Source organism: Streptosporangium heterodermiicola (genome assembly GCF_051390675.1).
Lineage (GTDB): Bacteria > Actinomycetota > Actinomycetes > Streptosporangiales > Streptosporangiaceae > Streptosporangium.
This window is the reverse complement of sequence record NZ_JBPJSR010000016.1, coordinates 151,764-178,636: the sequence shown is the minus strand read 5'-3', so window position 1 is coordinate 178,636 and position 26,873 is coordinate 151,764. Positions and strand designations below refer to the sequence as shown.

Here is a 26,873-nt window from a genome sequence, read left to right as displayed (position 1 = left end):
CTCAGTGGAGGCCGAGCCGGGCGAGGGGCTCGACGAGCTCCCTCTCCTCGTAGGACAGGTGCGACAGGAGCGTGTCGGTGAGCAGGTCCATCGCGGCCCGCAGAGCCTTGTGACCGTCGGGTTCCGCGACGAAGGCGACCAGCGCCCGGTCGACGCCTTCGAGGACCTCGTGGATGGCGTGGTGCTCCTGCTCCAGGCGGTCGACGACGGGCGTCAGCCTGGGGTCCGCGCGGCGCAGACGCGGGAAGAGGGTCTGGTCCTCGATGGTGTGGTGGGTCGTGACGACCCGGCAGTAGGACTCGCAGTACACGCCGACCGTCCAGTTGTTCTGGCGCATCGTCATCGTGTTGATGTGCGAGCGCGCGAGGCCGGGGTCCATGGCTCCGGAGGTGACCTCCTCGACGAGCCGCCGGACCTCGGCCAGCTCCTGGCGGAGGTGGTCGTGGACGTCGACGAGATGGCGTCCGGCCGCCCGCTCCCCGGCGGTGTAGGTGCGGGCCGGGTCGGGGGCCGGACCGGTGGGACGGGTGCTCTCGTCCCAAACCTGGACGTCGGCGAGCCGGGTGCCGTCGTCCGGGGTCGGCAGGAACCCCAGCGCGGGGGCCCCGCCCCCGGTACGGCCGGGCGCGACGGTGACCGGCGAGCCGGCCGATGACGCGCTTCGCTCCTCCGTATCCGTCTCCGTCTCTGTCTCCGCGTCCGCCTCGGCCACCCGGGGCCGGTCCTCGGTGGCGGACGCGCCCGAACCGGCGCGCTCGGCGTCCACGAGCTCGCGTACGCCGGGAACGACCTCGGCGGCGAAACGCCGGATGTCGTCGGGGTCGTCGCTCGCGAGGATGTAGGCGCTCATCCCCTGCTCCAGGGAGAGCTCGGCGAGCTGCTCGGCCCAGACGCCCGCCGGCCCCTGGAGGAAGCCTCGGCCGGAACCGGTGAAGGTGCCGCCGATGTTGTACAGGCGCCGGACGTCGGCGGGTGAGCGTCCCGCGCCGAGGGCGGCCTCGTCGATGATCGCGTTCATCCTCGGGAGGGCGTCCAGGGCGGCGTAGGCGTGGCTGGGCAGCCAGCCGTCCGCGAGCCTGCCGGTCATGTCGAGCATGCGCCTCTTGTAGGCGCCCAGCCAGATGCCGACATCGTGAACGGGCGCCGGACCGGGGTGCGCCCCCCAGACGCGGTGGTGACGGCCGTCCACCCGTACGGCCCCGCCCCCCTCGGCCCACATGGCCCGGATGACCTGGATGCCCTCCTCCAGCGCGTCGACCCCCTCGGCGGCGGTCAGCCGGGGGCCGCCGACGGCGGCGATGCCGTCCCGGAAGGCACCCGCGCCGAGCCCGAGCTCGACGCGGCCCCCGCTGAGGATGTCCAGGGTCGCGACGCTGCGCGCGAGCACCGCGGGCGGGCGCAGGGGCAGGTTCGCCACGTTCGGCGACACCCGCACCGTCGAGGTGACGCCCGCGATGACCGACAGCAGCGTCCACGTGTCCAGGAACCGCGCCTGGTACGGATGGTCCTGCACGGTCACCAGGTCCAGACCGGCCTGGTCGGTGAGCCGGGCGAGCGCGACGACCCTCTCGGCCTGGTCGGCCCTCGGGGTCAGGAAGGTCCCAAACAGCAGCTCGTGCCCGTAGTCGGCCATGTCTCTCCTCGGTGCGTCATCTCGGCCTCGCGGCACGCGTCCTCCCGGACCCGGGATCCGGGATCCGGGACCCCGGGTGCCCGGAGACGCCCGGACGCCCCGGACGCCTGGACGCGCGGCACCGCGATGGTGCGGCACGACAGATCGTATGCAAAGCAGATGAATTGTCAAACAGAAGGTCGTATTGACCGTTGATCCTGGTAATCTCGTGACATGCCCGCAACCCCACGTTCCGGCGCCGAGACCCAGGACGCCCTGGACACCGACCTGGGCTGGACGCTCGGAGTGGTCTTCCGCTCCTACGTCAGGACCGCGAACACGCTGGTCAGCCACCTTCCCGGCGGCCCGCGCGGCTATCAGGTGCTCGTCGCCGCGGTCGAGGGGCTGCCGGGCGGCCAGGGCGCGCTGGCCCAGCGTCTCGGCGTCGACAAGACGGTGATGACCTATCTGCTCGACGACCTGGAGAAGGCCGGCCTGGTCGAGCGCCGCCCCGACCCCGCCGACCGGCGCAACAAGCGCGTCGTCGCCACCGAGCGGGGCAGGGCGACCTGGACCGACACGCGGGCCCGGCTGGAGCACGCCGAGGACCACGTGCTGGCACCGCTGGACCCGGCCGACCGCGCGGTGTTCCGGGAGCTGCTGCGGAGGCTGGCCGTCCGGGCCAACAGCCTGGACCCGGAGCACGACACCTGCCGGCTCGTCGAGGAGCTCGACCCCGACGGCGCTCCTCCCAAGCCCCGGCGCTCGGCGCGCGGCTGACCACCGGCCGCCCCGAGCCCTCTCGCCCGTCGATCTCCCGCCCCCCACCCCGAAAAGGCCGGGAGGGGACTGAAAGACCCGGGAGGTTCGAGAGGCCGACGGCCGGCCTCGCCCCCGCGGTCGGCCCTGTTTTCCGTAATCGACCGGTCTCCGGTGCCGAACCGGTCTAGCCGGCGCGCAGCCCCCCGGCGTCCAGCAGCACCGACGCGGTGGTGACGGCCAGTTTCCCCACCCCGGTCCCGCGCACCACCGCGCGGGCGGTCAGCCCGTCGAACACGACCGTCAGCTGGTCCGCCAGCGTCTCCGGGTCGTCCGCGCCGCCGAGCGCGGCCTGCCGCGCGAAGAAGTCGGTCAGCTCCCGCTTGTGCGCGCGGGCCACCAGGGCCGCCGGGTGGGCCGGATCCTTGAGCTCGGTGGCGGTGCCGACGAACGGGCAGCCGTGGAAGGCCGGGTCTCCGGCCTGCTCCTCCAGCCGCTCGAAGACGTGCACGATCCGCTCGCGCGGGGTCAGCGCGGCCGCCTCGCCCGGGAAGTAGTCCGCGAGGACGTCCGCCCCGGCCAGTGCCAGGCTCTCCGCGACCAGCTCGTCCTTGGTCTCGAAGAGCTGGTACATCGACCGCTTCGAGACCCCGGCCGCCCGGCAGAGCCGTTCGACACCGGTCGCGGTGATGCCCTCCCGGTAGAAGAGGTCCGCCGCGGCGCGCAGCAGCCGCTCGCGGGGGGTGGCCTTCAGGCTCGTGCTCACCCCTGAAGGGTACCTCCCGATTTGGCGCTGGAAACCGATCGGTTTACCATGACGGAAACCGATCGGTTTCCAACTGCTGGAGGCTCACATGAAGATCCAAGACGCCGTGGTGCTCGTCACCGGCGGCAACCGAGGAATCGGCAGGGCCCTGGTCGAGGAGGCTCTGGCCCGCGGCGCGCGCAAGGTGTACGCCGCCGCCCGGGACCCGAGGACCGTCTCCACCCCGGACGCCGTACCCCTGGCACTGGACGTCACCGACCCCGAGACGGTCGCCGCGGCCGCCGAGCCGGCCTCCGACGTGACCATCCTGATCAACAACGCCGGCGTGGACCTCGGCGTCGACGACATCCTGACTCACGAGCTCGACGACGTCCGCCGCGAGTTCGAGGTGAACTTCTTCGGCCCGCTGCGGCTCATGCGCGCCTTCGTCCCGGTCATCATCGGCAACGGCGGCGGCCACATCCAGAACGTCAACTCGGTCCTGGGCCTCCTCGTCGCACCCGGCTACGGGCCGTACACCTCGTACGCGTCGACCAAGGCCGCGCTGCTGATGGCGACGAACGGCCTGCGCGACACGCTCCCCGCGCGGGGAGTGGAGCTGTCCAGCCTCCACATGGGCTTCACCGACACCGACATCCTGCGGGACCCGACCGTGCGGAAGAGCCCGGCCTCCGAGATCGCGCGGAAGGCGCTCGACGGCATCGAGGCCGGAGCGGCGGAGATCCTCGCGGACGAGGTCAGCACGCAGGTCAAGGCGGCGGTCGCCCTGGACCCCGCCCAGCTCTTCCCCCAGACCGCCGCCTGAGGCGTTCCTCCCGCGCCCGGCCGCCCGTCGCGGATTGACCTCAAGAAGGCTTGAGGTTGAAGGATGGCCTCCATGGACATCGGAGTGATCCTGCCTTCCGTCGCCGTACAGCGGGAGCAGCGGCTCGACCTGGGCACCGCCGCCCGGCACGCGGAGGAGGCCGGGCTGGGCGGCGTCTGGCACGGCGACCACCTGGCCACCGGGGCGGCCTCGCTGGACTGCGCCGTGGCACTGGCCGTCGCGGCGGGGGCGACGACGCGGATCCGGATCGGGGCGAGCGTGTTCGTCCCGGCGATCCGCGCCCTGGCGTGGTCGGCCAAGCAGATCGCGAGCCTCCAGCACGTCTCGGGCGGGCGGCTGGTGCTGGGTGTCGGCTCCGGCGGCGGCGCCGGGCAGTGGGCGGCGGCCGGGGTGCCGTACGGCGAGCGCGGCAGACGCACCGACACCGCGCTGGAACTGCTCCCGCGCCTGCTGGCCGGGGAGACCGTCACGCTGGTGGACGAGCCCGGGGAGGTACGGCTCGAACCGGCCGTGACGCCCCCGCCGATCTGGGTCGGCAACGCGTCGGCGGTGGCCGTACGGCGGGCGGCCCGCCACGGCGACGGCTGGTTCCCCTCGATGGTCCCCCCGGCGGCGGTGGCCTCGGGGAGGACCGAACTCGCCGAGCTCGCCACCGCCCACGGCCGCCCGGAGCCGGTCGTCGCCGTCGGCGCCACCGGCGTTTTCGGCTCGGCACCCGGCCTGCCCACCCGCGCCTCCATCGCCTCGGGCATCACCGGGTACGGGATCCCGCTGGAGGAGGCGACGAAACTTCCCATCACCGGGAAGCCCGCGCAGGCGGCCGAACAGCTGGCCGCCTACCGCGACGCCGGGGCGCGCCACGTGGTCCTGGGGTTCGCCGGAGGCGACTGGCGCGAGCAGTGCGACCTGCTCGCCGAGACCCGCGCGCTCCTGGCCTGACCACCGGAGCGCCTCCGCCAGGATAGATTCAGGCCCGGTACCACCGGGGCCGACCCGGGCATCGGCCCGGCCGCCTCCCTCGCCATGGACGGACGGCCGCGATGAGCGCGCGTTTCGAGGAGATCGACTGGCGCCCGACGCCGATCGGCGCCATCAGCCTGCGGCGCCGGCGGGAGCCCTCGCTCGGCGTCGACGTCTACGAGATCAAACTCGACGATGACTTCCTCATGTCGAGCCTGTTCACGGTGGCCGAGATCGAGCTCGCCCGGCTCGGGCTGGCGGCGCTGCCGGGCACGGACCTCGACGTCGCCGTGGGCGGGCTCGGGCTCGGATACACCGCCCAGGCCGTGCTCGAAGACTCCCGCGTACGCTCGCTCGTCGTGATCGACGCGCTCGGCGAGGTGATCGAGTGGCACGAGCGGGAGCTGCTGCCGGTCGGCGCCCGGCTGATGTCGGATTCCCGCTGCCGGCTGGTCCACGGCGACTTCTTCGCGATGGTCGCCTCCGGAGCCGGCCTCGACCCCGAGACCCCTGACCGGCGCTTCCACGCCGTCCTGGTGGACATCGACCACACGCCGCGCCACGTGCTGCACCCCAGCCACGCCGCCCTCTACACCCCCGAGGGCCTGCGCCGGCTCGCCGGGCACCTCCGTCCGGGCGGCGTCTTCGCGCTGTGGTCGGACGACCCGCCGGACCCGGACTTCACCGCCGTGCTCGCGGAGGCCTTCGCGAGTACGCGGGCACACGTCGTCACCTTTCCCAACCCGTTGCGGGGCGGGGAGTCGGCCAACACCGTCTACGTCGCGACGAACGCCACCTGACACCCCGGCACCGCCGCCTCCCCGGCAACCCCGGCACCGCCCGGCCCTCTGGCACCGCCCGTCTCCCCGGTGTCCGGTCACGTCCGGTTCGGGAACGGCCCGCCCGGCCGGTCAAAACCTGGTCTCGACCGGCGGACCGGCGGCGGCCGGGTGGGGAAACGGGCGTAGGCCAAGACTGGGCAAAGAGCGAGCATGAGCAACGGCAGAGCGGGATGACGGGCGCGGGCGAAGGGCGGGCGTGCGCGTTCAGCCGGGCTGGCTGTTGTCCTTGTGCGCGCCCCAGCCGTGCCAGCACTCGACCTCGATCCAGGCGCTGACCCGGGCGCGGTTCCGATCCGGGTACTCCTTGCCGAGGTACTGGCGGGCCAGCCGGTCGATGTCGGTCAGGTCCTTGTCCTCGCGCATCTCGACGACGCGCCCGACGATGCTGACGTGGGTGTACCAGTCCTTCTCGTCGAGCATGGTGATGGAGACCCTGGGATCGTCGCGCAGGTGCTCCAGCCGCTTGCGGCCCTCGTCCATGTTGACCAGGATCCGGCCGTCGTCCCAGAGATACCAGGTGGCCGTGGACACGGGCTGGCCGTCGGGCCGGAGCGTGGTGATGACGGCGTGGTTGGGCTTCTTCAGCATGGCGATCGCTTCCTCGGGAAGCGGTGGCTTTGACATGATCGCTCCTCTTCGCCCCGGCGTCCCCTGCGGTGAAGGTGGCGCGTGCGGTTCGCGGGATATACATCCACGGTGCCACATCCCGGATGGTGACGGTTCGGCGACCCTCCGTAAGCGCTCGCGGAGGAGCCCCGCCATGCCTTTCGCGTCCACCCGGATCGACCCGGCAGCGGAGACCGGAGGCGAGGGCCCCGGCACCCTCTACGGCGCCGTACGGCGGCTGGAGGAGCTCGGGCTGATCACGCCTCACGAAACCGACGACGCCCGCCGCCGGCCCTACGAGCTCACCGCCCGGGGACGCCGGCAACTGCGGGCGGAGCTGGAACGCCCGCGGACCGTGGCCCACACCGGCCTGCGCCGCCTGGCCACGGCATGACCGCCCGGGAGCGCCGGACCGGCCGGCTGCACGCCCTCGTCCTCCGGCTGTACCCGCACGACCTCCGGCACCGCTAAGGGCCCGAGATCCTCGAACTCCTGGAGACCTCGTCCATCACGATCCGCGATCTGGCCGACGTGGCCCGCTCCGCCGTGCGGGAGCGGGCCACGTCTGCGCTGGCGCGGCACTCGTCCAGGCATTCGTCGCGGCAGACCCTGCGGTGGATGACGACCTTGGCGGCCGTGTTCGCGGCGGAGGGGGCGCCCCTGGCCCTGTCCGGCACGGTGCCGTGGGCCGTTCCGGTGGTCGGGGCGGCCGTCGCCGGCGACCACACTGCTCGCCTTCCCGGGACACCTCGCCCACCCCTGGCAGTCGTACTGGCTGGCGATGTCCTCGCACGCCCCGCCCGGCGTCGACGGCGCGCTCGCCTACTACCCGGTGCTCTACACCTGCTGCGCCTTCATGCTCCTCGCCGGCGCGGCGACCCGGAACCGCCCCGTCCCCGCCGAGGGGGAACGCCGGGCGGCACCCTGCTGACGAAGGACGAGAGGCCCGCGAACCGGGGGCCCTGGCCACCTGCTCGTCGAAGGCGTATCGAAGCCTTCCGCGAGCGGGCGGCGGTGACAACCCCTACCGCCCCGGCGGCCCAGGATGCCGCCGATTTCGCCGACCACGTCGACAGTTACGATCTCTCCGAGGAGCTGTGCGAGGGCTGGGGGCTCTCATTGAGGCGGAATCAACGCTCGGAGTGGATCCGGGCGGGACTGTGCGGCGGCATCGCGCTGATAGCCCTGCTGGGCATCGGGTTCCTCTACGCGGTGCCCGGCCCGCCCGGTGGGTCCGGCACGCCGGTTCACCGGCGGGTCACCACGGTCGCGGCAGCGATGGAAAGGGCACCGAGCCAGGTCGGCGGCGCGCCGCTGAGCGCGCCTGGCGTGTCGCGGGCCCGATACCGGTCCTGCAAGGCGTCCGGTTTCAAGGGAAAAGCCTGCGAAAGCGCTGCCGCCATCAACCGCGGCTTGAAGGCGTTCCTCGCCGACTGCCGCAAGGCCGACGTGGTCGGAAGGGGCAGAAAGCCGTGTGTCACGGGCGCCGAAGCCGTCGCCAAGACATATCTGAACTGCCGGTTCACCGGAAAGACCGACCGGCGGTGTGAGTCGCCCGCGGTGCGCGAAGCGTGTGTCCATCGAGGGGCCGGACTTATCTGCACCCGCGCCGTTCCCGTCTATGCCGACTGCCGGAGCCCCGACGCGAACGGTGTGGTGACCAAGCGGAGCATCTGCGTCGAGGGAAACATCGAATACGAATATTGCAGGCATGCCTGGGGGATCACCGTCAACGGTGACGTCTGCGTGCCCGCGACGGCGGTTTACCAGACCTGCCGACGCGGATCGCCGATCCCCGAATGCGAGGCCAGGAGAGACGAGTACGCGAAAACCCACCATCAGTAGCGTTCTCACCGCATGGGTGGGATGGACGCCACGGCCGCGACATGGTCGGCATGCTGAAGATGTGCTCGCCCGTGAGTGATCTGCGTTCATAGCCGGAACAGGGTGAGCGGGCGGCGGACGTCGTCGCGGTGACACCGCCGGGCGCGGGCCAGGTCGGCGTGCCCTTTCCTGCGGAACGCGCCGGTAGCGAGATTCCCGCGGGTCGCCGCCGGGCCGGGCCGAGAAGACCCGGCCCTTGGGAGCCATGACGACGCCGAAGGTCAGCCCGTGGCCGCGCGGCGCAGGTCGAACAAATCCGACGGGGAGATCGGCATCCTGTCGATCCGGATCCCCTCCGCGTCCTCGATCGCCGAGGCGAGCACCGCCGAGCCCGGGATGACCCCCGCCTCTCCCGCGCCCTTGATGCCCAAGGGATTCAGCGGGGACGGGGTCTCCAAGTGGGCGGTCTCGATAAAAGGAACCTCGGTGGCGTACGGCATCAGGAAGTCCATGAAGGAGGCGTTCAGCAGCTGGCCGTGGCCGTCGTAGACCATCTTCTCGTAGAGGGCCCCGCCCACCCCCTGGGCGACCCCGCCGTGGATCTGGCCCTCGACGATCATCGGGTTGATCAGCTTGCCGCAGTCGTGGACGACGGCGTAGCGCAGGATGCGGATCTCGGCGGTGAGCGGGTCGGTCTCGACGATGGCCGCGTGCATGCCGGAGGCGAAGGTCGAGCGGATCGGCGAGTAGTAGTCGCGGCCCTCCAGCCCCGGCTCCTCCCCCTCCTCCACCGGCGGCCGGTCGTAGGACGCGACGCCCGCGAACTGGGTGGCCCTGGCCGCCTCCTCGTCGAAGGCGTAGCGCAGCGGGTTGGACAGCACCGCCACGGTCGCCAGCGGGATCGAGGCGCCGGGGGTGCCCGCCACCCGTACCTCCCCGTCGACGATCTCCAGGTCGCGGGGGTCGGCCTCCAGCGCGTCGGCGGCGATCCGCAGGGCCTTCTCCTTCACCTTCTTGCAGGCGAGCGCGATCGCGTTGCCGCTCATCACCGCGGCCCGCGAGGCGAACGTGCCGACCGCGTAGCCGAACCTGCGGGTGTCGCCGGTGACGACCGAGACCCGTTCCATCGGCACGCCCAGCTCGGACGCGGCGATCTGCGCGAACACCGTCTCGTGGCCCTGGCCCTGCGAGGTGAGGCCGGTGGAGACGTGCACCCGGCCGTCGGAGGTGATCTGGACGTGCCCGCCCTCGTACGGGCCGACGCCGGTGCCCTCGACGTAGCAGCCGACGCCGATCCCGATCGTGCGGCCCTCCTCGGCGGCGCGGGCCTTCAGCGCGGGGAAGTCGTCCCAGCCGATCATCTCCTTGAGCATCCGCAGCGACTCGGGGTAGTCGCCGCTGTCGTAGATCAGCGGGCGGCCGTCCTGGAAGACCAGGCCCTGGTCGTAGGGGAACTCGTCGGGCTGGATGAAGTTGATCGCGCGCACCGCCGTGCGGTCTGCCCCGAGGTACTCGGCGATGTGGTCCATGGTCCGCTCCATGCAGAACACCCCCTGGGGGCGGCCCGCGCCCCGGTACGGGGTGACCTGCACGGTGTTGGTGTAGATCGAGGAGAACTCGACCCGGTAGGCGCCGATCCGGTACGGGCCGAGCAGCTGGGTGGAGGTGATGATCGGCACGATGATCCCGTACGGCGTGTAGGCGCCGTGGTCGTGCAGGATCTCGACGTCCAGGCCGAGCACCCGGCCCTCGTCGTCGAAGCCGACCCGGACCGCCTGCACCTGGGCCCGCTCGTGCGCGGAGGAGATGAAGTGCTCGCGCCGGTCCTCGGTCCACTTGACCTCGTGGCCGAGCGTGATCGCCGCCCACGGGACGAGGATCTCCTCCGGCCACGGGTGGACGATCTTCACGCCGAAGCCGCCGCCCACGTCGGGGGCGATCACCTCGACCTTCGGCAGCGGCAGGCCGAGCTTGGCCGCGATCGCCATGCGGACGCTGGTGGAGGTCTGGGTGCTGGAGTGGACGCGCAGGGACTGATCGTCGGCGTCCCAGCGGGCGTGCACGCCGCGTCCCTCCAGCGGCATGGACGCGCTGCGCTCGATGTCGAGCCGGAAGGACAGGGTGTGCGGCGCGGCGTCGATCGCCTCGCGCGCGCCGAGCCCGGCGGCCGAGGGCACCTCCTGGACGAGGTGCGCGCCGACGTTGCCGGGCACGCCCTCGTGGACGAGCTGGGCCGACTGCGCGGCCTCCTCCACGCCGACCACCGGCTTGAGGATCTCGTAGTCGACCTGGATGAGCGCGCAGGCGTCCTCGGCGAGGTAGCGGTCGCGGGCGACGACCATCACGACGGGCTCGCCGACGTGCCTGACGATCTCGCGGGCCAGCGGGTACGCGGTGCGGCCGTGGGTGAGCGCCGGGTGCGGGATGAGCAGCGGCAACGGCTGGGCGAGCGCGCCGGGCAGGTCCTCCCAGGTGTAGATCGCCACCAGCCCGTCGACCTCGATGGCGGCCGAGACGTCGATGTCGCGGATCCTGGCGTGGGCGTGCGGGGACCTGACGAACGCCGCCTCCAGCGCCCCGGCCCCCAGGTCGTCGACGTAGCGGCCCTGGCCGGTCAGCAGCCGGGGGTCCTCGCGCCGGACGACCGGCTCGCCGAACAGTTTCGTGGTCATGATCGCCTCACCTGACGGCCAGCCGGGACGTGCCTTCCGCCCAGCCCGGCCGGGCGCCCGCTCACGGCTCCTCCGCCATGATCTCGGCCGCGCGGTGGACGGACTTCACGATGTTCTGGTAGCCCGTGCACCGGCACAGGTTGCCGGAGACGCCCTCCAGCACCTCCTCGTCGGTCGGCGCCGGGTTGTCGCGCAGCAGCGCGGTCACCGTGCACAGGAAACCCGGGGTGCAGAAGCCGCACTGCAGGCCGTGGCACTCGGCGAAGGCCCGCTGCACCGGCGACAGCGTGCCGTCCCCGTCGGCGAGTCCCTCGACGGTGGTGATGTCGCGCCCGTCCACGGTGACCGCGAACGTCAGGCAGGAGCGGACGGGCTCGCCGTCCAGCAGCACCGTGCAGCAACCGCAGACCCCGTGCTCGCACCCGACGTGCGTGCCGGTCAGCCCGAGGTCGTGCCGCAGGCAGTCGGACAGCAGCCGCCGCGCCGGGACCTCGGCCTGCCGGAGCACCCCGTTGACGGTCAGCGTGATCTCATGCATCCGCGGCCTCCCTGGCGGCGTCACGGAGTGCCTGCTCGGTGAGGACTCCGGCGAGGTGCCGCCGGTAGGCGGCGGTCGCGTGGATGTCGGTCTCGGGATCGACCCGTTCCCTTACGGCCTGGGCCGCCGAGACCCAGTCGGCGGAGGCGGCCGGGCGGTGGCCGACGGCCTCGGTGACGTCGACGAGCAGCGGGACGAGGGCGAGGCTCACGCACGCCACCGTGGCCGAGGTGATCCGCAGGTCGTCGTCCAGGACGACCAGCGCCGCGATCCCGGCGAGGGCGTAGTCGCCGTGCCGCCGGGCGACCTCGCGGAACGCGGTGCCCGAACGCCGGGGAGGCGCGGGGAAGAACGCGGAGACGGCCAGCTCGCCCGGGGCGACCGCCGACTCCAGCGGGCCGGTGAAGAACTCCCCGGCCGGGACGTCCCTGGCCGCGCCGGACCGCTCCAGCCGTACCGAACCCCTCAGCAGGGTGAGGACGGCGGGCAGCTCGGCGGCGGGGTCGGCGTGGGCCAGGCTGCCGACGACGGTTCCGCGGTTGCGGATCACCGGGTGGGCCACCAGCCGGAGCGCCTGGCGCAGCAGCGGCTGGGCGGCGGCGGCCGGTTCGTGTCGTTCCACCTGGGCGTGCCTGGCCAGGGCGCCGACCCGGACGCCCTCCGGCGCGACGTCGACGAACGCCAGCTCCGGCAGCCGGTTGATGTCGACCAGGTGGGCGGGGGCGGCCAGCCGCATGTTCAGCAGCGGGATGAGGCTCTGCCCCCCGGCGAGCACCTTGCCGTGCTCCCCGGCCCCGGCGAGGGCGTCGAGCGCCTCGCCGAGGGAGCGGGGGGCGTGGTATTCGAACGGGGGTGGTTTCACCCGGTGGCCTCTCGTTGTGACTGGGGCACCTTCGGATTGGGAGCGACTGGATCCGGACCGGCGCCACCCCCGCGGCCCCGGCCCGCGATGACCCGGAGCAGGTGGTAACCGGCCACCACCACGATGGTGCCGAGGGCGATGCCCTCCAGCGTGAAGTCCGAACCGATCATATGCTTGACCGGGCCGATGGCGAGGATGATCCCGGCCCCGATCGGGACGAGGTTGACGGGGTCGGAGAAGTCGACCCGGTTCTCGATCCAGATCTTCGCGCCGAGCAGGCCGATCATGCCGTACAGGATGACGGTGATGCCGCCGAGCACGCCGCCCGGTGTGGCCGCGACCAGCGCCCCGAACTTGGGGCAGAGGCCGAACAGGATCGCTATGACGGCGGCGATGTAGTAGGCGGCCGTCGAGTAGACGCGGGTGGCGGCCATCACGCCGATGTTCTCGGCGTAGGTGGTGGTCGGGGAGCCGCCGAAGGCGCTGGCGACGACGGTGGCGGCGCCGTCGGCGGCGACCGCCCGGCCCATGTACGGGTCGACGTCGGTCCTGGTCATCTCGCCGACGGCCTTGACGTGGCCGACGTTCTCGGCGACCAGCGCGATCACGGCCGGGAGGACCAGCAGCACGGCGGAGAACTTGAAGTCGGGCAGGTGCATGCTCGGCAGGCCGATCCAGTCGGCCGACGCCACCGCGTCGAAGTTCACCCTGGGGTGCGTGTCGACCGCGCCGGTGCCCGCGTTGAAGGCGGTGATGTTCCCGAAGACCTTGTCGGCCCCCCAGGAGAGCGCGAAGCCGATGATCAGGCCGAGCAGGATGCCGATCCTGCCGATGAAGCCCTTGAAGAGCACGATGATGACGAAGGTGACGGTCATCGTGATCAGCGCGATCCACTGGTCCTGCGGCCAGTAGATGTCGGCGACGACGTACGCGAGGCCGAAGCCGATCAGCATCACGACGGCACCGGTGACGACCGGCGGGAAGACGCGGTTGATGATCTGCACGCCGAGGAAGTGGATGGCCAGGCCCACGAGCGCGAGGACGAGTCCGGCGACGAGGATGGCGCCGGTGACGATCGCGTCGGTGGCGGGCGTGTCACCGCCCATGAGCGCCCGGATCGCGAGCACGCCGCCCACGAACGAGGCGCTGGTCCCGAGGTAGCTGGGGATCCTGCCCTTCACGATGAGCAGGAACATGATCGTTCCGACGCCCGAGAACATGATGGCGACGTTGGGGTCGAGCCCCATCACCAGGGGGAAGACGAAGGTCGCGCCGAACATCGCGACGACGTGCTGCGCCCCGAACCCGACCATCCGCGGCCACGACAGCCGTTCGCCGGGGCTGACCACCTCTCCCGGAGCGAGCGTCCTGCCGTCGCCGTGTTTCGTCCAACCTGCAACCATCGAGCCCCACCTTTCACCGGGCCGTCGGTCGGTGAACCACCCCGCGGGCTTCCCTCCGGCGAATCCCCTTACAGCTGTTGCGGGCACGTTAGGACTGAAAGCATGCCCTTACACCGTCATGATCTGCCAAATCTGAGCGTCCGACCAGTGGACACCTCGCGCACGGCCTGCCTACCCGCCCGGTGAGAATCGCGTACGTCGCACCCACGGGTCCGGCGAGGATCACGCACAGCGCACCCGCCGACCTGGCGAAGATCACGCACGGTGCGTCCGCCGACCTGGCGAAGATCACACAGTGCGCCTACCGGCCCGGCGAGGATCACGCATGACGCGCGCTACCTCACTTCGCGACCACGTGGATCTCGAAGCCGTCGCCGGTCACCACCTGACCGTTACGGATCTTGCAGGTCTTGCGGAGCTCGACCTCGCCGTCCACCAGCACGTTGCCGTCGGCGATGAAGTGCTTGGCCTGGCCGCCCGTGTCGGCGACGCCGCAGTACTTCAGCAGGTCGCACAGCGGGATGTATTCGGTTTCCAGCTCGAAGGTCTCGTTCACGCCGAACAGCTTAGATCCCGCGCATCCGCAGGACGTGCAGGGCGAGGGTGAGGTTCAGGCGCAGGTGGGCGTCCTCGGTGAAGCCGCCGAGCATGCGTTCCAGCTTGCCGATCCGGTAGCGCAGCGTGTTGTAGTGGAAGTGCAGCCTGCGCGCCGTCTCTGCCACGTTGAGGTTGGTCTCCAGCAGCACCTGCAGCGTACGGCGCAGGTCGGCGTTCTCCACGTCGTCGTCGGAGGCGAGCGGCCCGAGGGTCTCGCGGACGAAGGCGTGCAGCTCGGCGGTGTCGTTGACCAGGGAGAGCAGCCGGTAGACGCCGAGCTGGTCGAAGTGCGCGACCGCGCCGTTGCCGTGGAGCTGGCGGCCCACCCGCGCGGCCTTCAGCGCCTGGCCGTACGCCTCGGGCAGCGCCTCGGCCCCGATGGCGACGCGGCTGGCGCCGGTGGAGAAGGTGGCGGGCAGGGATTCGGCGAAGGCCGCGGCGGCGTCCTTGGCGAGGCGGCCCGCGTCGACGGACGCGTCCACGACGGTGACGACCTCGTGGGAGAACCCCGCCACCGCGCCGCGTGCGTCGTGGCGGCGCATCGCCCCGGTCCAGCAGGTGACCAGGCGGTCCTGGGCGGCGCGCTCGTCGCCCTCGGGGTCGAGCTCGGCCACCAGGACGGTGACCGGGCGCTGCAGGTCCCAGCCGAAGGCCCTGGCCCGGGAGGCGACCCGCTCGGAGGACCCGGCCCTGCCGGTGAGCACGTCGCGCAGGAAGTCGGCCCGGTACTTGCTCTCGACGGCGTTGACCGCCTCCTGCCTGGTCACCACCAGCGCGGCGACCGTGGCGGCACGTTCCAGGATGCCGACGTCGCCGTCACCGACGGACCCGACAGGGCCGCAGGCGACGATCCTGCCGTGGTGGTGGCCGCCCGCCACGACCGGCACCGAGGTGTGATGTCCCTCCGGGGCGTCACGCAGCGTGGCCACGTGCTCGACGGGCCCGGCCGCGGCGAGCACGTGGCCCGTACCGTCCAGCACGGCCACCCCCACGCCCAGCAGCCCGGCGACCTCGGCCGTCACCTCGCGCAGCCCGCCCCCGGCGAGCACGACCTGGACCAGCGCCCGGTGCGCCTCCTCGGCCCTGGCCAGCACGGCGGCCTGGCGGTTGAGGATGTCGGTCAGGACCTGGTTGAGGATGTCGTCGAAGCCGACGTTGTCGGGGAGCTGGATCAGCGGGAAGCCCAGCCGGTCGGCCTGCTCCACCATCTCCTCGGGCAGCTCGTCGAGATAGCGGCCGAGCTTGATGGCGAGGGCTGCCAGGCCGCGCTCGTCGAGGTCGGCCACCAGCCTGCCGAGCGACTGGGGGGTGTTGCGCAGCGGGTAGCCGGTGGTGAGCAGCAGCTCGTGCGGCTTGACCCATGCCAGGACGTCGGGCACCTCCATCACGTTGAGGCGCTGCACGACGCGGTCCAGGCCCCGCTCCCCCGCGATCAGACGGGCCCCCGCGAGTGTCGAGACGCCGAGGACCTCGCCGACGGCGACGCCATGGATGATCGTTCCGGTGCTCGCCGGGCGCACGGGGGGTTCCATGAGGTGATTGTGACTGATGGACCCGTCTGTCAGGAAGAGCCAACCTTTGGGCAGACTGTTGGCAGCTTTCTCCGTACGGCCTGTGTCCACGCCCGTTCTACCGTCGGCTCAATGGATGGGGGAGTCCGTGAGCGAGCGAACCGCTCAAAAGAGCACCTTCACCCCCGCGGGGCCGGCCGAGGAGCGCTCATGAGCATCAAGACGCGCCCGAGGGCGCAGCGCGTGCACGTACGGACGCACCGGACCGGCGCGGCCAGCACGGCCCTGCGCCAGATGCTGGAGGCGCCCCGCCGCCCGGCGCGGGTGCTGGCGGCCTTCCCCGCCGGCGTCTACCTTGAAGTACGCACCGAGCTGGAACCGCAGGTCATCGCGGTGGTGACCGGCGAGGCCACCCGCCTGCCCAACGCCATGGTGGTCACCGGCCCGATGCCCCGGGTCGCGGTGGGCGACGAGGCGTCCGTCGGCGACGGCTCGATCGACATCGGGCGGCTCAGCCTGCGGGCCCACCGCTGGTGGAACCCGGCCCCGCCGCTCGGCGCCGTAGACGCGGCGCGGCTGGCCCGCTCGCTGCCCGTGATGGCGGAGCTGTGCGAGCGGTCGCCGAGGCGTCCCGGGCTGGAGGGCAACGGCGCGGCCGGCCTGCTGGCCCAGGGCTGCGCCGAGGGCTCGCTGCTGAAGAGCGTGATGGCCGCCGAGCAGCTGGTCGGTCTGGGCCCCGGGCTCACGCCGAGCGGTGACGACGTGCTCGCGGGGCTGCTGGTCGCGCTGCGCCACCTGGGCGGGGCGACGGGCGCGGGCCGGGCCGTCTGGCTGGCCGACTGGCTGGCCGCGGCGGTCACCTTCGACGTACGCGGCAGGACCACCCCCATCTCGGCGGCGCTGCTGCACTGCGCCGCCAGGGGCGAGGCGAGCGGCGAGGTACTGGCCGTGCTGCGGGGCGTCGCGGGACGGCAGTCCCTGGAGCCGGCGCTGCACCGCCTCCTGCAACTGGGCCACACCTCCGGGGCGGACCTGGCGTGGGGGCTGCGGATCGGGCTCGCGGCGGTGATCGATCTGGAAGGCGGGGGCAATGGCGAGTACTGATGTGGTCCGGACGCGTACGGGGGTCTACCACGACTCCGTGAGCCTGATGCGGGTCAGCCGCACGGCGGCCGCGCTGCCCGGCGTGGAGGTCGCGGTGGTGGCGATGGCCACCGAGCTCAACCTCGGGATCGCCGCCGAGCTGGGGTTCGGCCTTCCCCAGGCGGGTCCCGCCGACCTGCTGATCGCGCTGCGCGGCGAGGCGGACGCCCTGGACGCCGCGTCCACGGAACTCGACGGGCTGCTCGCCGCGCTGTCGGCCCCGTCCGCGAGCGGTGGCGGCGGCAATGCCGAGCGCCCTCCGCGCACCGTCCGCGCCGCGGCCCGCGAGCGCGCCGCCTCCCTGGCCCTGGTCTCGGTGCCGGGCCCGCACGCGTTCGCCGAGGCGCTGGACGCGGTCGAGGCGGGCCTGTCCGTGATGATCTTCAGTGACAACGTGCCGGTCGAGCAGGAGGTGCTGCTCAAGAGGCGCGCGGCCGAGCGCGGCGTGCTGGTCATGGGTCCCGACTGCGGCACCGCGGTGGTCGGCGGGGCGGGTCTCGGCTTCGCGAACGTCCTGCGGCCGGGCCCGGTCGGGCTGGTGGCCGCCTCGGGGACCGGCGCTCAGCAGGTGACCTGCCTGCTCGACCTGGCGGGGGTGGGGGTGTCCCACGTGCTGGGCGTGGGCGGCCGCGACCTGTCCGCGGACGTGGGCGGGCTGTCCACCCTGCGCGCCCTGGAGGCCCTCGACGCCGACCCGGCCACCGAGCTGATCGTGCTGATCTCCAAGCCTCCGGCCCCCGAGGTCGCCCGGGTCGTCGAGGAGGCCGTCGCGAAACTCCGCACGCCGGTCGTGACCGCGCTGCTCGGTTCCGGCCAGGCCGACCTGACCTCGGTGACCGAGGCCGCCCTGCGCGCCCTCGGCGTCCCGGTCCCCGCCTGGCCCTCCTGGCCCGCCCCCGGAACGTCCGGCGCGCCTCCGGGAGGGAACGTGCGGGGGATCTACTCGGGCGGGACGCTGTGCGTGGAGGCGCGGCTCATCGCCGGGACCGGCGAGTTCACCGACTTCGGCGACGACGCCTACACGGTCGGCAGGGCCCACCCGATGATCGACCCCACGCTGCGCCTGGAGGCCCTGGCCGAGGTGCCGCCCGGCGACGTCGTCCTGCTCGACGTGGTGCTCGGCCACGGCGCCGACCCCGACCCCGCCGCCAGGCTCGCGCCCGCGATCGCCGAGGCGGTCGCGAGGGGCGTCACGGCGGTGGTCGCGCTGGTCGGCTCCGAGGGCGACCCGCAGGGGCTGGCCGCGCAGGCCGGAGCCCTGAACGCGGCGGGGGCCGCGGTGTTCACGTCCAACGCCGGTGCCGCCGGGTACGCCGCGCGAGCGGCCGCCGGGACCGCCGCGAACGCTCGCTGACCGCTCGCCGGAAGGCGGAGGTCTCCAGGCTCGGGTCCCGGGCCCGGGTTTCAGGTTCAGGAGAACTGATGACGCTGTCCATGCTTTCCGGCGAGCCGGAAGTGATCACGGTGGGGGCCGACGTGCTCGGCGAGGCGCTGGACGCGCAGGCCGTCCCGCGGGTCCGGGTGGACTGGCGCCCGCCGATGTCCGGCACCGAGGCGGACCTGGCCAGGGTGCTGGCCGACCCGCGCAGAGTTCGCGCCAACGAGACGGCCGTGGGCCGCCTGGTCTCGGCGCGGCCGCAGCTCGTCGGGGTACGGCCCGCGCACGAGGTGCTCGACCTGCCGAGGGGGACGTTCCTGCACGCGGGACCGCCGATCGAGTGGGAACGGGCGTCGGGCCCGATGCGGGGCGCGCTCATCGGGGCGATGCTGCTGGAGGGGCTCGCCGCCGACGCCGGGGAGGCCGAGGAGCTGCTGGCCGCCGGGCGGGCCCGGCTGGACTCCTGCCACCACCACCGGACCGTCGGGCCGATGGCGGGCGTGGTCACCCCGTCGATGTGGATGTTCGAGGTCCGCGACGCCGAGCACGGCGGCACCGCCTACTGCTCGCTCAACGAGGGCCTGGGCAAGGTGCTGCGGTACGGCGCGTACGGGCCCGAGGTGCTGGAGCGGCTGCGCTGGATGGGCGAGGTGCTCGGCCCGGTGCTCCAGGCCACCCTGGAGCGGAGCGGGCCGCTCGACCTCAGGTCGCTGGCCGCGCAGGCCCTGCAGATGGGCGACGAGCTGCACAACCGCAACCGCGCCGCCACCTCGCTGCTGGTGCGCGAGCTCGCCCCCGACGTGGTGGAGGCCGCCCCCGGCCACGCCGCCGAGGTCCTGCGCTTCGTCAACGGCAACGACCACTTCTTCCTCAACGCGGGCATGGCCGCGTGCAAGGTCAGCACGGACGCCGCGCGGGACGTCCCCGGCTCCACGATGGTCGTCGCGATGGCCCGCAACGGCACCGACTTCGGGGTCCAGGTCTCCGGGCTGGGCGACCGGTGGTTCACCGGCCCCGCGGGCGTGCCGGACGGCCTCTACCTGGGCGCGTACGGCCCGGACGACGCCAACCCCGACATCGGCGACTCGACGATCACCGAGACGGCGGGGCTGGGCGGCTTCGCGATGGCCGCGGCCCCGGCGATCGTGCGGTTCGTCGGCGGCGACGTGTCGGACGCGATGGCGGCCACCCGGTCCATGTACGAGATCACCCTGGCCGAGCACCCGGCGTACCAGATCCCGGGGCTGGACTTCCGGGGCACGCCGGTCGGCGTCGACGTCACGCTGGTCGCCAGGACGGGCCTGCTGCCCACCGTGAACACCGGTATCGCCGGACGGGTCGCGGGGACCGGGCAGGTCGGCGCGGGCCTGGTCAGCCCGCCCGCCTCGGCCTTCACCTCGGCGCTGGCCGCGCTGGCCGAGGCGGCCGATCGTGAACATCGGACGACTGAGTGATCATTCATCTATTAAGATTGGGTAAAGCTGACAATTTGTCCATCCGCCGGTAGCATTCGGCGACGTCAGAGCGCGGACGCAGGCTCAGTGATCTGAAGAACACCGATCCTGACAAATACCGTCACGTGCTTTCTCAGCATGCAAACTTCCATAACCAAATGCCATCTCGCTATCGTGTCCACCTCACGAAAGCGCTGGTTATGGGGAACGGGGAACGATGACCGATCGCTTGCTCGGGAGAAACCCCCAGGGGCCTGAGGGCGGCGATTCCGCGGGCGGAACACCGGAGGGCCAGGGCAGGCTGGTGGGCAGGCGCTACCGCCTGGTGTCACCGGTGGGCCGTGGCGGGATGGGCATGGTGTGGCACGCGCACGACGTCCTGCTCGACCGGGACGTCGCGGTCAAGGAGCTGATCCTCCCCTACGGGCTCGACCACGCGGGCACCCAGGGAGCCCACCGGCGGATGCTGCGCGAGGCCCGCTCGGCGGCCCGGCTCAGCCATCCCGGCATCGTCACCGTTCACGACGTCGTCGAGGAGGACGGCCGCCCCTGGATCGTGATGGAGCTGGTCCGCGCCTGGTCGCTGGAGCAGGCCGTGCGGCAGAGCGGGCCGCTGCCGGTGGTCCAGGCCGCCGAGATCGGCGTACGGGTGCTCGACGCGCTCCGCCACGCCCACGCCGCCGGGATCATGCACCGCGACGTCAAGCCGGGCAACGTGCTGCTCACCTCCGACCGGGTGGTCCTCACCGACTTCGGCATCGCCGCCATAGAGGGCGACGTCGCGATCACCCAGACCGGCCTGCTGATGGGCTCGCCCGCCTACATCCCGCCGGAGCGGCTTTCCGGCCAGCCGGTCACGCAGTCCTCCGACCTGTGGTCCTTCGGCGCCACCCTGTACGCGGCGGTCGAGGGACGGCCCCCCTACGAGGGGCCGGACGCGGTGGCCGTGCTCGGCGCGATCCTCACCCAGGAGCCCAGCCGCCCCCAGCGGGCCGGCGCCCTGATCACCGTCATCGAGGGCCTGCTCCGCAAGAACCCCGCCGACCGGATGAGCGCCTCGCAGGTGTCCGACCTGCTCGACAGGGTGCTGCGCAGCCACGGCTCCAGCACCCCGAACCGCGCGCCCAGCCCGGCGCCCTCGTCGATGCCGGTCCCCGGCGACTCCATGCCGATCCACCTGATGCCCCCGCTGGACATCCCGTCTGGGCCGATGCCCTCCCGGATCATCGAGACGCCCTCCGGCCCGATCCGGGTGCCGTACGGCTCGGCGAACGACTCCTCGGGCGGCCACCCGCTCCCCTACGACGCGCTCGCCGGACCTTCGGGGTCCCACCGCGCGGACCTGCTGTCCTTCCCCGGCCCCGCCTCCGGCGGGTTCTCCCGTGCGGGCGGGCCGCAGGCCGACGCGGCCACCGGCCTGGCCGGCGGGCACCAGCGCGGCTACGACGCGCTGCGCATCCCCGCGACCGGGCCCGACGGCAACCCGTTCGACCCGCTCACCAGCTTCTCGGGCGACCTGCCCGCCCCCGCGCCGTCCGCGCCGCCGTCCGCGCCACCCGCCGCACCCCGGCGCGGCGGGCAGAGCGAGGCGTCCCGGGCCCGCGAGGCGGCGCTCTGGCCCACGCCCTCCTCGAAGGAGACGCCCTCCCGCGCCGCCGTACGGGACTCGCAGCTCACCTCCCCCAGCCGGACCGGATCACGTGGGGCCGCGCGCCGCGCGCCGGTGAACGACGGCGGCGGCCCCGACCTCCGCCTGCTGATGCTCGGCGGGGGCGGTGTGCTGGCCATCGTGGTCGCCGGGCTGCTCGTCTTCCTGCCCGGCGGGAACTCCGATCCCGCGGCCCCCGCGGCCCCGTCCAGCGCGATCTCCACGGCGGCCGAGCCGCTGACGCCCGCCGGGCCGAGCGAGGTCCCCGAGGGCTTCACGCTGCTGGACGCCGCCGGTGTCTCCGGCGCGGTGCCCGACGGCTGGACGGTGAAGGAGGGCTCCGGCGGGGTGGCCACCTTCTCCGGGCCGAAGGGCGGTGGGCAGAACATCGTCGTCGCCAAGGTGGCGGTCGCGGAGCCGGTGCTGGCGCTGAGCAGGGCGAGCAAGAAGGGCCTGGACGAGTACACCGAGGTCGGCGTGACGACGGTGAGCTACCGCGCGTGGAAGGCCGCGGACTGGGAGTACACCTACGTCCAGCCCAACGGCGTCCCGATGCACGGGCTGACGCGCTACGTCGCCGTCAACGGCCTGACCGCCTACCAGATCACGTTCAGGGTCCAGGACCTGGACTGGGAGAGGAACGCGGAGATCCTCCAGACGTTCTTCGCCACCTTCGTACCGGTCGACTGATCCCGCCGGTCGTCCCCGCACCCCGCCGGTGGGACGACCGGGTGGCGTTCGGTCACCGAGTGACGACCTCGTGGCGCGATCACGAGTGACGACCCCGGGGTGTGCGGTCACGGGCGATGACCTCGTGATGCGTCATGGGTAATGATCCCGTGGCGCGGTCATGAGTGATGGCAGACTTCGCTCGTGACCGCGAACCCCACGAACACCGCGAACCCCGGCGGCTCCCCTGACGACTCCCCCGGCGCCCCTTCCGGCGGTTCTCCCGGCAGTCCTCCCGGCGAGGAGAGGATCGCCGCCGTGCGGCGGCGGACACTCACCGTCCTGTCCACGGCCCAGATCAGCGGCGGGATCGGGGTCGCCGTGGGGCTCACCTTCAGCTCGGTGACCATGGAGGAACTCTCCGGCTCCACCGCGCTCAGCGGGCTGGCCGGGACCGCGGTCGTGCTGGGCGCCGCGCTGCTGGCGCTGCCCACCGCGAGATCGTCGGGAAAGGGCGGCCGGCGGGCCGGGCTCGCCCTGGCCTACGGATGCGCCCTGCTCGGCTGCCTGGTCTCGCTGCTCGCCGTCGGCCTGGGATCGTGGCCGCTGCTGCTGGCCGGGCTGCTGATGTTCGGCGCGGCCAGCGCGGGCGGCCTGGCCTCCCGCTACGCCGCGACCGACCTGTCCCCGCCCGGGCACGCGGCCCGGCACCTGTCGCTGGTGGTGTGGGCCACCACCATCGGATCGGTCGCCGGGCCGAACCTCGCGGAGCCCGCCGAACGGTTCAGCGCCGGGCTCGGGCTGTCCGCGGGCAGCGGCCCGTTCGCCCTCGCCCTGCTGGGCTTCGCGATCTCCCTCGGCATCATCGTGATCGCCCTGCGCCCCGACCCGTTGCTCCTGGCCCGCGCCGCGCTGCCGGCCCCGGTCGCGTCTCCCGCCTCCGGCCCGTCCGGCTCCCCGGAAAACCCGGAGAAGGGCCAGGGCACGTTCCGTACCGCCTGGCGGGTGCTGCGCGGGACGCCCGTGGCGGGCCGCGCCCTGGTCGCGATCGCGGTCAGCCACACCGCGATGGTCTCGGTCATGTCCATGACGCCGGTCCACCTCGACCACGGCGGCTCGACGTACACCGTCATCGGCGTCGTGATCAGCCTGCACATCGCGGGGATGTACGTCCTGTCACCCGTGATCGGCTGGCTCGCCGACCGGGTCGGCAGGATCCCGGTGCTGGTGCTGGGGATGGGCCTGCTGCTGACCGCCTGCGTCCTCGCGGGCGGCGCGGGGGCGCACGACGTCACGCGGGTGACCGTCGGCCTCGTCCTGCTCGGCCTCGGCTGGTCGTGCGGGCTGATCTCCGGCTCGGCGATGCTCAGCGAGGCCGTGCCACTGGAACACCGCGCCCCCGTGCAGGGCCTCTCGGACCTGCTGATGAACGTCTGCGGCGCGACCGGCACCGTGATCGCCGGAGTGATCGTCGGCACCCTGTCGTACGGCGTGCTCGCCGCGACCGTCGCGGTCATGGTGACGGTCACCGGCGCCTGGCTGGCCCTGACCCACGCCCGAGCCCGGGCCCGGGTTTGAGCCCGAGCCGCGATCAGGGGTCGCCGGGCGTCATTTGGCGTCGGCGTAGCAGCTGACCGGGACGGCCTGCATGGGGAAGCGCACCGGGGTCGGCCCGAACAGCAGCCGGGTCGCCTCCTCCGCGGCCCTGCCGACCGCCGCGACGACCTCGTCGGCCTGCCCGGCCGGGCAGTGCACCATCACCTCGTCGTGCTGGAAGAACACCAGCCTGGCCGGGTCGGGCAGCAGGCCGCGCAGCACGGCCATCAGCGCGAGCGCCCACTCGGCCGCGGTCGCCTGGACGACGAAGTTGCGGGTGAACCGGCCGCGGTCGCGGGCCGCGCGGGCTCCCTCGGGGCCGGAGACCAGCTCCCGCCACCCGGCGGAGGGCGGGGGCGAGGTGCGGCCCAGCCAGGAGCGGACCACCTTGCCCTCCTCCCCTGCGCGGGCGGCGTCCTCCACGAACCGGTGGGCGAGGGGGAAGCGCTGGCGCATCACGGCCAGCAGCCTGGACGCGTCCCCGCTGGTGCCCCCGTACATCGCCGACAGCATGGCGAGCTTGGCGTTGTCGCGCTCGCCGCCGAACGCCTTCGCCAGCGCCTGGTAGAGGTCGACCTCCCCGGCGGCCCTGGCCAGGCCGCCGTCTCCCGCCATCGCGGCCAGCACCCGCGGCTCCAGCTGGGCCGCGTCGGCGACGACGAGCGTCCAGCCCTCATCGGCCACGATCACCTTGCGCATCAGCTTGTGGATCTGCAAGGCGCCGCCGCCGTTGGTGGCCCAGCGGCCCGTCACCACGCCGCCCACCACGTACTCGGGCCGGAAGCGGTGGTCGCGCACCCACTGGTCGGCCCAGGCCCAGCCGTGGAAGCTGTGGAACCTCGCCATCTCCTTGTAGGCGAGCAGGGGCGCGACGCCCGGGTGCTCGACCTGCTTGATGTCGTGGGCCCGGGTGGAGGCGACCGGCACGCCCGCCGCCTTGAACGCCCTGACGATCTGCTGCGGGGAGTCGGGGTTGAACGACGTGCCGAAGGCGGCGGCCACCTGGTCGGCGAGGGCCTGGAGCTTGACCGGCCGCATGCCGTGCACCGGGCGCGGGCCGAGCAGGCCGGTCAGCAGCTCGTCGTGCACGTCCTCCCGCCAGGGCATGCCCTCCCGGGCCATCTCCGCGGCGATCAGCGCCCCGGCCGACTCGGCGGCGACCAGCAGCCGGAACCGCCGGGGGTCGGCGGTGGCCTCGACGCGGCGCAACTGGTCGGCGTACACCTCGGCGACCAGGTTCGCGTCCGGCGGGGGCGGCTCCTCCTCGAAGAGGGTGGCCTGCCGCGCCTGCCCGCCCGCGGGCCCGTGGTGGTCGTCGGGCACGGGGAGGCCGTGCAACCGGGCGTAGGCGGCGAAGACGGACCTCGGCTCGCCGAACCGCCCCTCGTGGGCCAGGAGCAGGCTCTCGGTGAGCACCAGGTCGTGACAGCGCGCCACCCGCACCCCCGCCGCGAGCAGCGCGGGGTAGACCTCCCGCGTGTCGGCCCAGACCCAGCGCGGGTTTCGGGCCTCCAGCTCGCGGACGGCCGAGGCCAGATCGGCGACGGCCCCGGCGGGCTCGCCGTCCACACGCAGCACGCCCCCACCCCCGGGAGCCGCCGCGACCGACACGTGCATACCCCAACCCTGCCACGCCGGTACGACAATCCCGATCAGACGAGCGGGATGGCGATCTCGTCCTCAAGCGGGGGTTCGATCTCCTGCGGCAGGCAGCCGGTGGCGGCGAAGCAGCGGATCCTCAGCGTCTCGGGGGTCACCGAGATGTGCAGGAAGCTCTTGAAGAACGGCGGGGTGTCCCAGTCGGACAGCTCCGACAGGTAGCGGTGGAAGGTCCTGCCCACGGGCAGCCGCAGCGGCATCGGCCAGCCGCCGAGGATCCGGGCCGCCCACCTCATCCGCCGGGTGATCGGCACGGGCGGGGTGTCGCGCACCGGGGTGTTGCCGATCTGGCGGGACATCAGCGCCGCGCTCTCGTCGGGGGTGAGATAGAGCCAGCGTATGCGCAGCCGGTCGCTGTAGAGCCTGCTGTAGAACGACAGCGAGTCGCCGCGCAGCGGGTAGCAGCGGTAGTCGTCCTCGTCCAGGCCGCCGACGGTGACCCTCGGGATGGTGTGGGTGGCGTGCATGAACGCCCCGGAGCCGCCCGCCACGAGATACTGGATGGTCCGCTCCCCGACCTTGATCGGGAAGCGCTGGTAGTTGTGCACGTCGCCGCCGATCGCCGCCACGTAGTTGTGCGCGGGATCGGTGACGATGTCGTCGATGGTGCCGCCTCCGGCCAGCTTCGACGGCTTGTGGTCGTTGCGGGTGTAGATGGGCTTCCCGGTGATCAGCAGCTTGGGCCGGGGGTCGCGGGAGACCGCGCGCAGCCAGTCGGCCTGCTCCCTGTCGATGTCGCCGCGGATCCCGGTGTCGACGCCGACGATGAGCAGCCCCGGGGTCTCCATCGCCCAGTAGGGGGCGGGCTGCACGACCCGCTGCTCGGGCCTCGACCGCCGCTCGCGCGCCCTGGCCAGCCGGGCCTCGTCGATCTTCTCCGGCTTGCGCCAGAACAGGCCGCGCAGCCCCGAGGGCGACAGCTTGAACCCCTCGTTCTCGGCCGCCAGCGCCGGGGCGTCGCAGAAGACGCGCATGAAGCCGCCGAGACCGTCGTACCAGTCGTGGTTGCCGGGGATCGCGTAGATCGGCGCCCGGTAGTCCTGGTACGGGCGGAAGAACTTGTCCTCGTACTCGTTGCCCGAGCCGGTGGGGTAGATCACGTCACTGGCGACGACCGCGAAGGAGGTGTCCTCGCCGATCTTGAGCATGCCCGGCACCACGGCGTACTGCGAGGCGTCGCCCTCCCCCGTGTCGCCGAGGACCAGGAAGGAGAACTCCGGGCCGACGTCCATCGGGATGCGGAAGGAGGGGTCGACGCCCCGGTCCCGCTGGGAGCCCACCCAGCGCGCCCGCACCTGTCCCGAGGGGTCTCCGAACAGGATCGCGAGGACCTCGTTCCGCGACCGCCAGATGGTGCGCGGGTTCAGCCAGGAGAAGGTCTCCTTGCTGGGCAGCAGCTCCGTGAAGGTGCCCGTCTGGACGCAGGACCAGCCCGCGCCCTCCTTCGACACCCGGGAGGAGGCCTCACGCCCGCGCTCCGCCGCCTGTCCAATGTCAACCATGCCCCATATCTTGGCAACGATCTTAAAAGGCCGCACACCCTCTTCC

The 26,873-nt window shown here is 72.8% G+C and carries 24 protein-coding genes; 12 read left to right on the top strand and 12 right to left on the bottom strand.

Annotated elements, in window-relative coordinates:
- Position 1: 1 nt before the first annotated feature.
- Complete coding sequence (locus tag ACSC1Q_RS30565; protein ID WP_436762145.1) at positions 2–1,633, bottom strand: LLM class flavin-dependent oxidoreductase; 1,632 nt, start codon at positions 1,631–1,633, stop codon at positions 2–4.
- A 213-nt stretch (positions 1,634–1,846) separates the two neighbouring features.
- Between ACSC1Q_RS30565 and ACSC1Q_RS30560 the strand changes: the two genes are divergently transcribed.
- Positions 1,847–2,392, top strand: coding sequence for a MarR family winged helix-turn-helix transcriptional regulator (locus ACSC1Q_RS30560; RefSeq protein ID WP_436762144.1), 546 nt, complete (start codon positions 1,847–1,849; stop codon positions 2,390–2,392).
- 166 nt (positions 2,393–2,558) lie between these two features.
- On the opposite strand, the gene ACSC1Q_RS30555 is transcribed toward ACSC1Q_RS30560, so the two are convergent.
- Positions 2,559–3,137 (bottom strand): TetR/AcrR family transcriptional regulator, encoded by a 579-nt coding sequence (locus tag ACSC1Q_RS30555; protein ID WP_436762143.1) that lies wholly within the window; start codon positions 3,135–3,137, stop codon positions 2,559–2,561.
- 88 nt (positions 3,138–3,225) lie between these two features.
- On the opposite strand from ACSC1Q_RS30555, the gene ACSC1Q_RS30550 reads away from it, so the two are divergent.
- The 3 genes from ACSC1Q_RS30550 (at position 3,226) to ACSC1Q_RS30540 (ending at position 5,723) form a co-directional block, all read left to right on the top strand.
- A complete protein-coding gene (locus ACSC1Q_RS30550; protein ID WP_436762142.1) occupies positions 3,226–3,942 on the top strand; it encodes an SDR family oxidoreductase in 717 nt (238 codons plus the stop codon).
- A gap of 72 nt (positions 3,943–4,014) precedes the next feature.
- Positions 4,015–4,902 (top strand): LLM class flavin-dependent oxidoreductase, encoded by an 888-nt coding sequence (locus ACSC1Q_RS30545; RefSeq protein WP_436762141.1) that lies wholly within the window; start codon positions 4,015–4,017, stop codon positions 4,900–4,902.
- Positions 4,903–5,003: 101 nt separating this feature from the next.
- On the top strand, positions 5,004–5,723 hold the full coding sequence (locus tag ACSC1Q_RS30540) for a spermidine synthase (protein ID WP_436762140.1): 720 nt from the start codon (positions 5,004–5,006) through the stop codon (positions 5,721–5,723).
- Positions 5,724–5,969: 246 nt separating this feature from the next.
- On the opposite strand, the gene ACSC1Q_RS30535 is transcribed toward ACSC1Q_RS30540, so the two are convergent.
- Positions 5,970–6,389: a PPOX class F420-dependent oxidoreductase gene (locus ACSC1Q_RS30535; protein WP_436762139.1), complete on the bottom strand. Its 420-nt coding sequence runs from the start codon at positions 6,387–6,389 to the stop codon at positions 5,970–5,972.
- A gap of 136 nt (positions 6,390–6,525) precedes the next feature.
- Between ACSC1Q_RS30535 and ACSC1Q_RS30530 the strand changes: the two genes are divergently transcribed.
- A complete protein-coding gene (locus tag ACSC1Q_RS30530; protein ID WP_436762138.1) occupies positions 6,526–6,765 on the top strand; it encodes a PadR family transcriptional regulator in 240 nt (79 codons plus the stop codon).
- A 73-nt stretch (positions 6,766–6,838) separates the two neighbouring features.
- Here ACSC1Q_RS30530 and ACSC1Q_RS30525 read toward each other — a convergent pair whose 3' ends face one another.
- Positions 6,839–7,099 carry a hypothetical protein gene (locus ACSC1Q_RS30525; RefSeq protein ID WP_436762137.1) on the bottom strand — a complete coding sequence of 87 codons (261 nt, stop codon included), beginning with the start codon at positions 7,097–7,099 and terminating at the stop codon, positions 6,839–6,841.
- A 53-nt stretch (positions 7,100–7,152) separates the two neighbouring features.
- On the opposite strand from ACSC1Q_RS30525, the gene ACSC1Q_RS30520 reads away from it, so the two are divergent.
- A complete protein-coding gene (locus tag ACSC1Q_RS30520; protein WP_436762136.1) occupies positions 7,153–7,302 on the top strand; it encodes a hypothetical protein in 150 nt (49 codons plus the stop codon).
- An 83-nt stretch (positions 7,303–7,385) separates the two neighbouring features.
- Positions 7,386–8,216, top strand: a complete 831-nt coding sequence (locus tag ACSC1Q_RS30515) for a hypothetical protein (protein ID WP_436762135.1) — start codon at positions 7,386–7,388, stop codon at positions 8,214–8,216.
- Between the two features lie 260 nt (positions 8,217–8,476).
- Here ACSC1Q_RS30515 and cutA read toward each other — a convergent pair whose 3' ends face one another.
- The 6 genes from cutA to ACSC1Q_RS30485 form a co-directional block, all read right to left on the bottom strand.
- On the bottom strand, positions 8,477–10,867 hold the full coding sequence (cutA, locus tag ACSC1Q_RS30510) for an aerobic carbon-monoxide dehydrogenase large subunit (protein WP_436762134.1): 2,391 nt from the start codon (positions 10,865–10,867) through the stop codon (positions 8,477–8,479).
- 61 nt (positions 10,868–10,928) lie between these two features.
- On the bottom strand, positions 10,929–11,405 hold the full coding sequence (locus tag ACSC1Q_RS30505; RefSeq protein WP_436762133.1) for a (2Fe-2S)-binding protein: 477 nt from the start codon (positions 11,403–11,405) through the stop codon (positions 10,929–10,931).
- A complete protein-coding gene (locus ACSC1Q_RS30500) occupies positions 11,398–12,267 on the bottom strand; it encodes an FAD binding domain-containing protein (protein WP_436762132.1) in 870 nt (289 codons plus the stop codon). Before ACSC1Q_RS30500 ends, ACSC1Q_RS30505 begins: the two co-directional genes overlap by 8 nt.
- On the bottom strand, positions 12,264–13,670 hold the full coding sequence (locus ACSC1Q_RS30495) for a uracil-xanthine permease family protein (protein ID WP_436762131.1): 1,407 nt from the start codon (positions 13,668–13,670) through the stop codon (positions 12,264–12,266). Before ACSC1Q_RS30495 ends, ACSC1Q_RS30500 begins: the two co-directional genes overlap by 4 nt.
- A gap of 340 nt (positions 13,671–14,010) precedes the next feature.
- Positions 14,011–14,226 (bottom strand): RNA-binding S4 domain-containing protein, encoded by a 216-nt coding sequence (locus ACSC1Q_RS30490; protein WP_436762130.1) that lies wholly within the window; start codon positions 14,224–14,226, stop codon positions 14,011–14,013.
- A 10-nt stretch (positions 14,227–14,236) separates the two neighbouring features.
- Positions 14,237–15,799: a PucR family transcriptional regulator gene (locus ACSC1Q_RS30485; protein WP_436762129.1), complete on the bottom strand. Its 1,563-nt coding sequence runs from the start codon at positions 15,797–15,799 to the stop codon at positions 14,237–14,239.
- 189 nt (positions 15,800–15,988) lie between these two features.
- Here ACSC1Q_RS30485 and ACSC1Q_RS30480 point away from each other — a divergent pair, with 189 nt between their 5' ends.
- From ACSC1Q_RS30480 to ACSC1Q_RS30460, 5 genes are all read left to right on the top strand, one after another.
- The gene (locus tag ACSC1Q_RS30480; RefSeq protein ID WP_436762128.1) at positions 15,989–16,882 is read left to right on the top strand and encodes an oxamate carbamoyltransferase subunit AllH family protein; all 894 of its coding nucleotides are present in this window, start codon (positions 15,989–15,991) and stop codon (positions 16,880–16,882) included.
- Positions 16,869–18,275, top strand: a complete 1,407-nt coding sequence (locus ACSC1Q_RS30475; protein WP_436762127.1) for an AllF/FdrA family protein — start codon at positions 16,869–16,871, stop codon at positions 18,273–18,275. The genes ACSC1Q_RS30480 and ACSC1Q_RS30475 overlap by 14 nt, the downstream gene beginning before the upstream one ends.
- Positions 18,276–18,343: 68 nt before the next feature.
- The gene (locus ACSC1Q_RS30470; protein ID WP_436762126.1) at positions 18,344–19,753 is read left to right on the top strand and encodes a YlbE family protein; all 1,410 of its coding nucleotides are present in this window, start codon (positions 18,344–18,346) and stop codon (positions 19,751–19,753) included.
- Between the two features lie 217 nt (positions 19,754–19,970).
- Complete coding sequence (locus ACSC1Q_RS30465; protein WP_436762125.1) at positions 19,971–22,091, top strand: serine/threonine-protein kinase; 2,121 nt, start codon at positions 19,971–19,973, stop codon at positions 22,089–22,091.
- 183 nt (positions 22,092–22,274) lie between these two features.
- Positions 22,275–23,648, top strand: coding sequence for an MFS transporter (locus tag ACSC1Q_RS30460; RefSeq protein ID WP_436762124.1), 1,374 nt, complete (start codon positions 22,275–22,277; stop codon positions 23,646–23,648).
- Between the two features lie 30 nt (positions 23,649–23,678).
- Here the strand turns inward: ACSC1Q_RS30460 and ACSC1Q_RS30455 are convergent, their stop codons facing one another.
- Both ACSC1Q_RS30455 and ACSC1Q_RS30450 read right to left on the bottom strand, forming a co-directional pair.
- The gene (locus tag ACSC1Q_RS30455) at positions 23,679–25,283 is read right to left on the bottom strand and encodes a bifunctional 3'-5' exonuclease/DNA polymerase (RefSeq protein WP_436762123.1); all 1,605 of its coding nucleotides are present in this window, start codon (positions 25,281–25,283) and stop codon (positions 23,679–23,681) included.
- A gap of 35 nt (positions 25,284–25,318) precedes the next feature.
- A complete protein-coding gene (locus ACSC1Q_RS30450; RefSeq protein WP_436762122.1) occupies positions 25,319–26,827 on the bottom strand; it encodes a metallophosphoesterase family protein in 1,509 nt (502 codons plus the stop codon).
- Between the last annotated feature and the right edge of the window lie 46 nt (positions 26,828–26,873).

Coding starts and splice junctions, on each gene's coding strand:
- cutA (WP_436762134.1), bottom strand. CDS start 10,867: ATGACCACGAAACTGTTCGGCGAGCCGGTCGTCCGGCGCGAGGACCCC.
- ACSC1Q_RS30480 (WP_436762128.1), top strand. CDS start 15,989: ATGAGCATCAAGACGCGCCCGAGGGCGCAGCGCGTGCACGTACGGACG.
- ACSC1Q_RS30505 (WP_436762133.1), bottom strand. CDS start 11,405: ATGCATGAGATCACGCTGACCGTCAACGGGGTGCTCCGGCAGGCCGAG.
- ACSC1Q_RS30540 (WP_436762140.1), top strand. CDS start 5,004: ATGAGCGCGCGTTTCGAGGAGATCGACTGGCGCCCGACGCCGATCGGC.
- ACSC1Q_RS30520 (WP_436762136.1), top strand. CDS start 7,153: ATGTCCTCGCACGCCCCGCCCGGCGTCGACGGCGCGCTCGCCTACTAC.
- ACSC1Q_RS30545 (WP_436762141.1), top strand. CDS start 4,015: ATGGACATCGGAGTGATCCTGCCTTCCGTCGCCGTACAGCGGGAGCAG.
- ACSC1Q_RS30465 (WP_436762125.1), top strand. CDS start 19,971: ATGACCGATCGCTTGCTCGGGAGAAACCCCCAGGGGCCTGAGGGCGGC.
- ACSC1Q_RS30485 (WP_436762129.1), bottom strand. CDS start 15,799: ATGGAACCCCCCGTGCGCCCGGCGAGCACCGGAACGATCATCCATGGC.
- ACSC1Q_RS30495 (WP_436762131.1), bottom strand. CDS start 13,670: ATGGTTGCAGGTTGGACGAAACACGGCGACGGCAGGACGCTCGCTCCG.
- ACSC1Q_RS30565 (WP_436762145.1), bottom strand. CDS start 1,633: ATGGCCGACTACGGGCACGAGCTGCTGTTTGGGACCTTCCTGACCCCG.
- ACSC1Q_RS30560 (WP_436762144.1), top strand. CDS start 1,847: ATGCCCGCAACCCCACGTTCCGGCGCCGAGACCCAGGACGCCCTGGAC.
- ACSC1Q_RS30470 (WP_436762126.1), top strand. CDS start 18,344: ATGACGCTGTCCATGCTTTCCGGCGAGCCGGAAGTGATCACGGTGGGG.
- ACSC1Q_RS30455 (WP_436762123.1), bottom strand. CDS start 25,283: ATGCACGTGTCGGTCGCGGCGGCTCCCGGGGGTGGGGGCGTGCTGCGT.
- ACSC1Q_RS30450 (WP_436762122.1), bottom strand. CDS start 26,827: ATGGTTGACATTGGACAGGCGGCGGAGCGCGGGCGTGAGGCCTCCTCC.
- ACSC1Q_RS30535 (WP_436762139.1), bottom strand. CDS start 6,389: ATGTCAAAGCCACCGCTTCCCGAGGAAGCGATCGCCATGCTGAAGAAG.
- ACSC1Q_RS30530 (WP_436762138.1), top strand. CDS start 6,526: ATGCCTTTCGCGTCCACCCGGATCGACCCGGCAGCGGAGACCGGAGGC.
- ACSC1Q_RS30550 (WP_436762142.1), top strand. CDS start 3,226: ATGAAGATCCAAGACGCCGTGGTGCTCGTCACCGGCGGCAACCGAGGA.
- ACSC1Q_RS30475 (WP_436762127.1), top strand. CDS start 16,869: ATGGCGAGTACTGATGTGGTCCGGACGCGTACGGGGGTCTACCACGAC.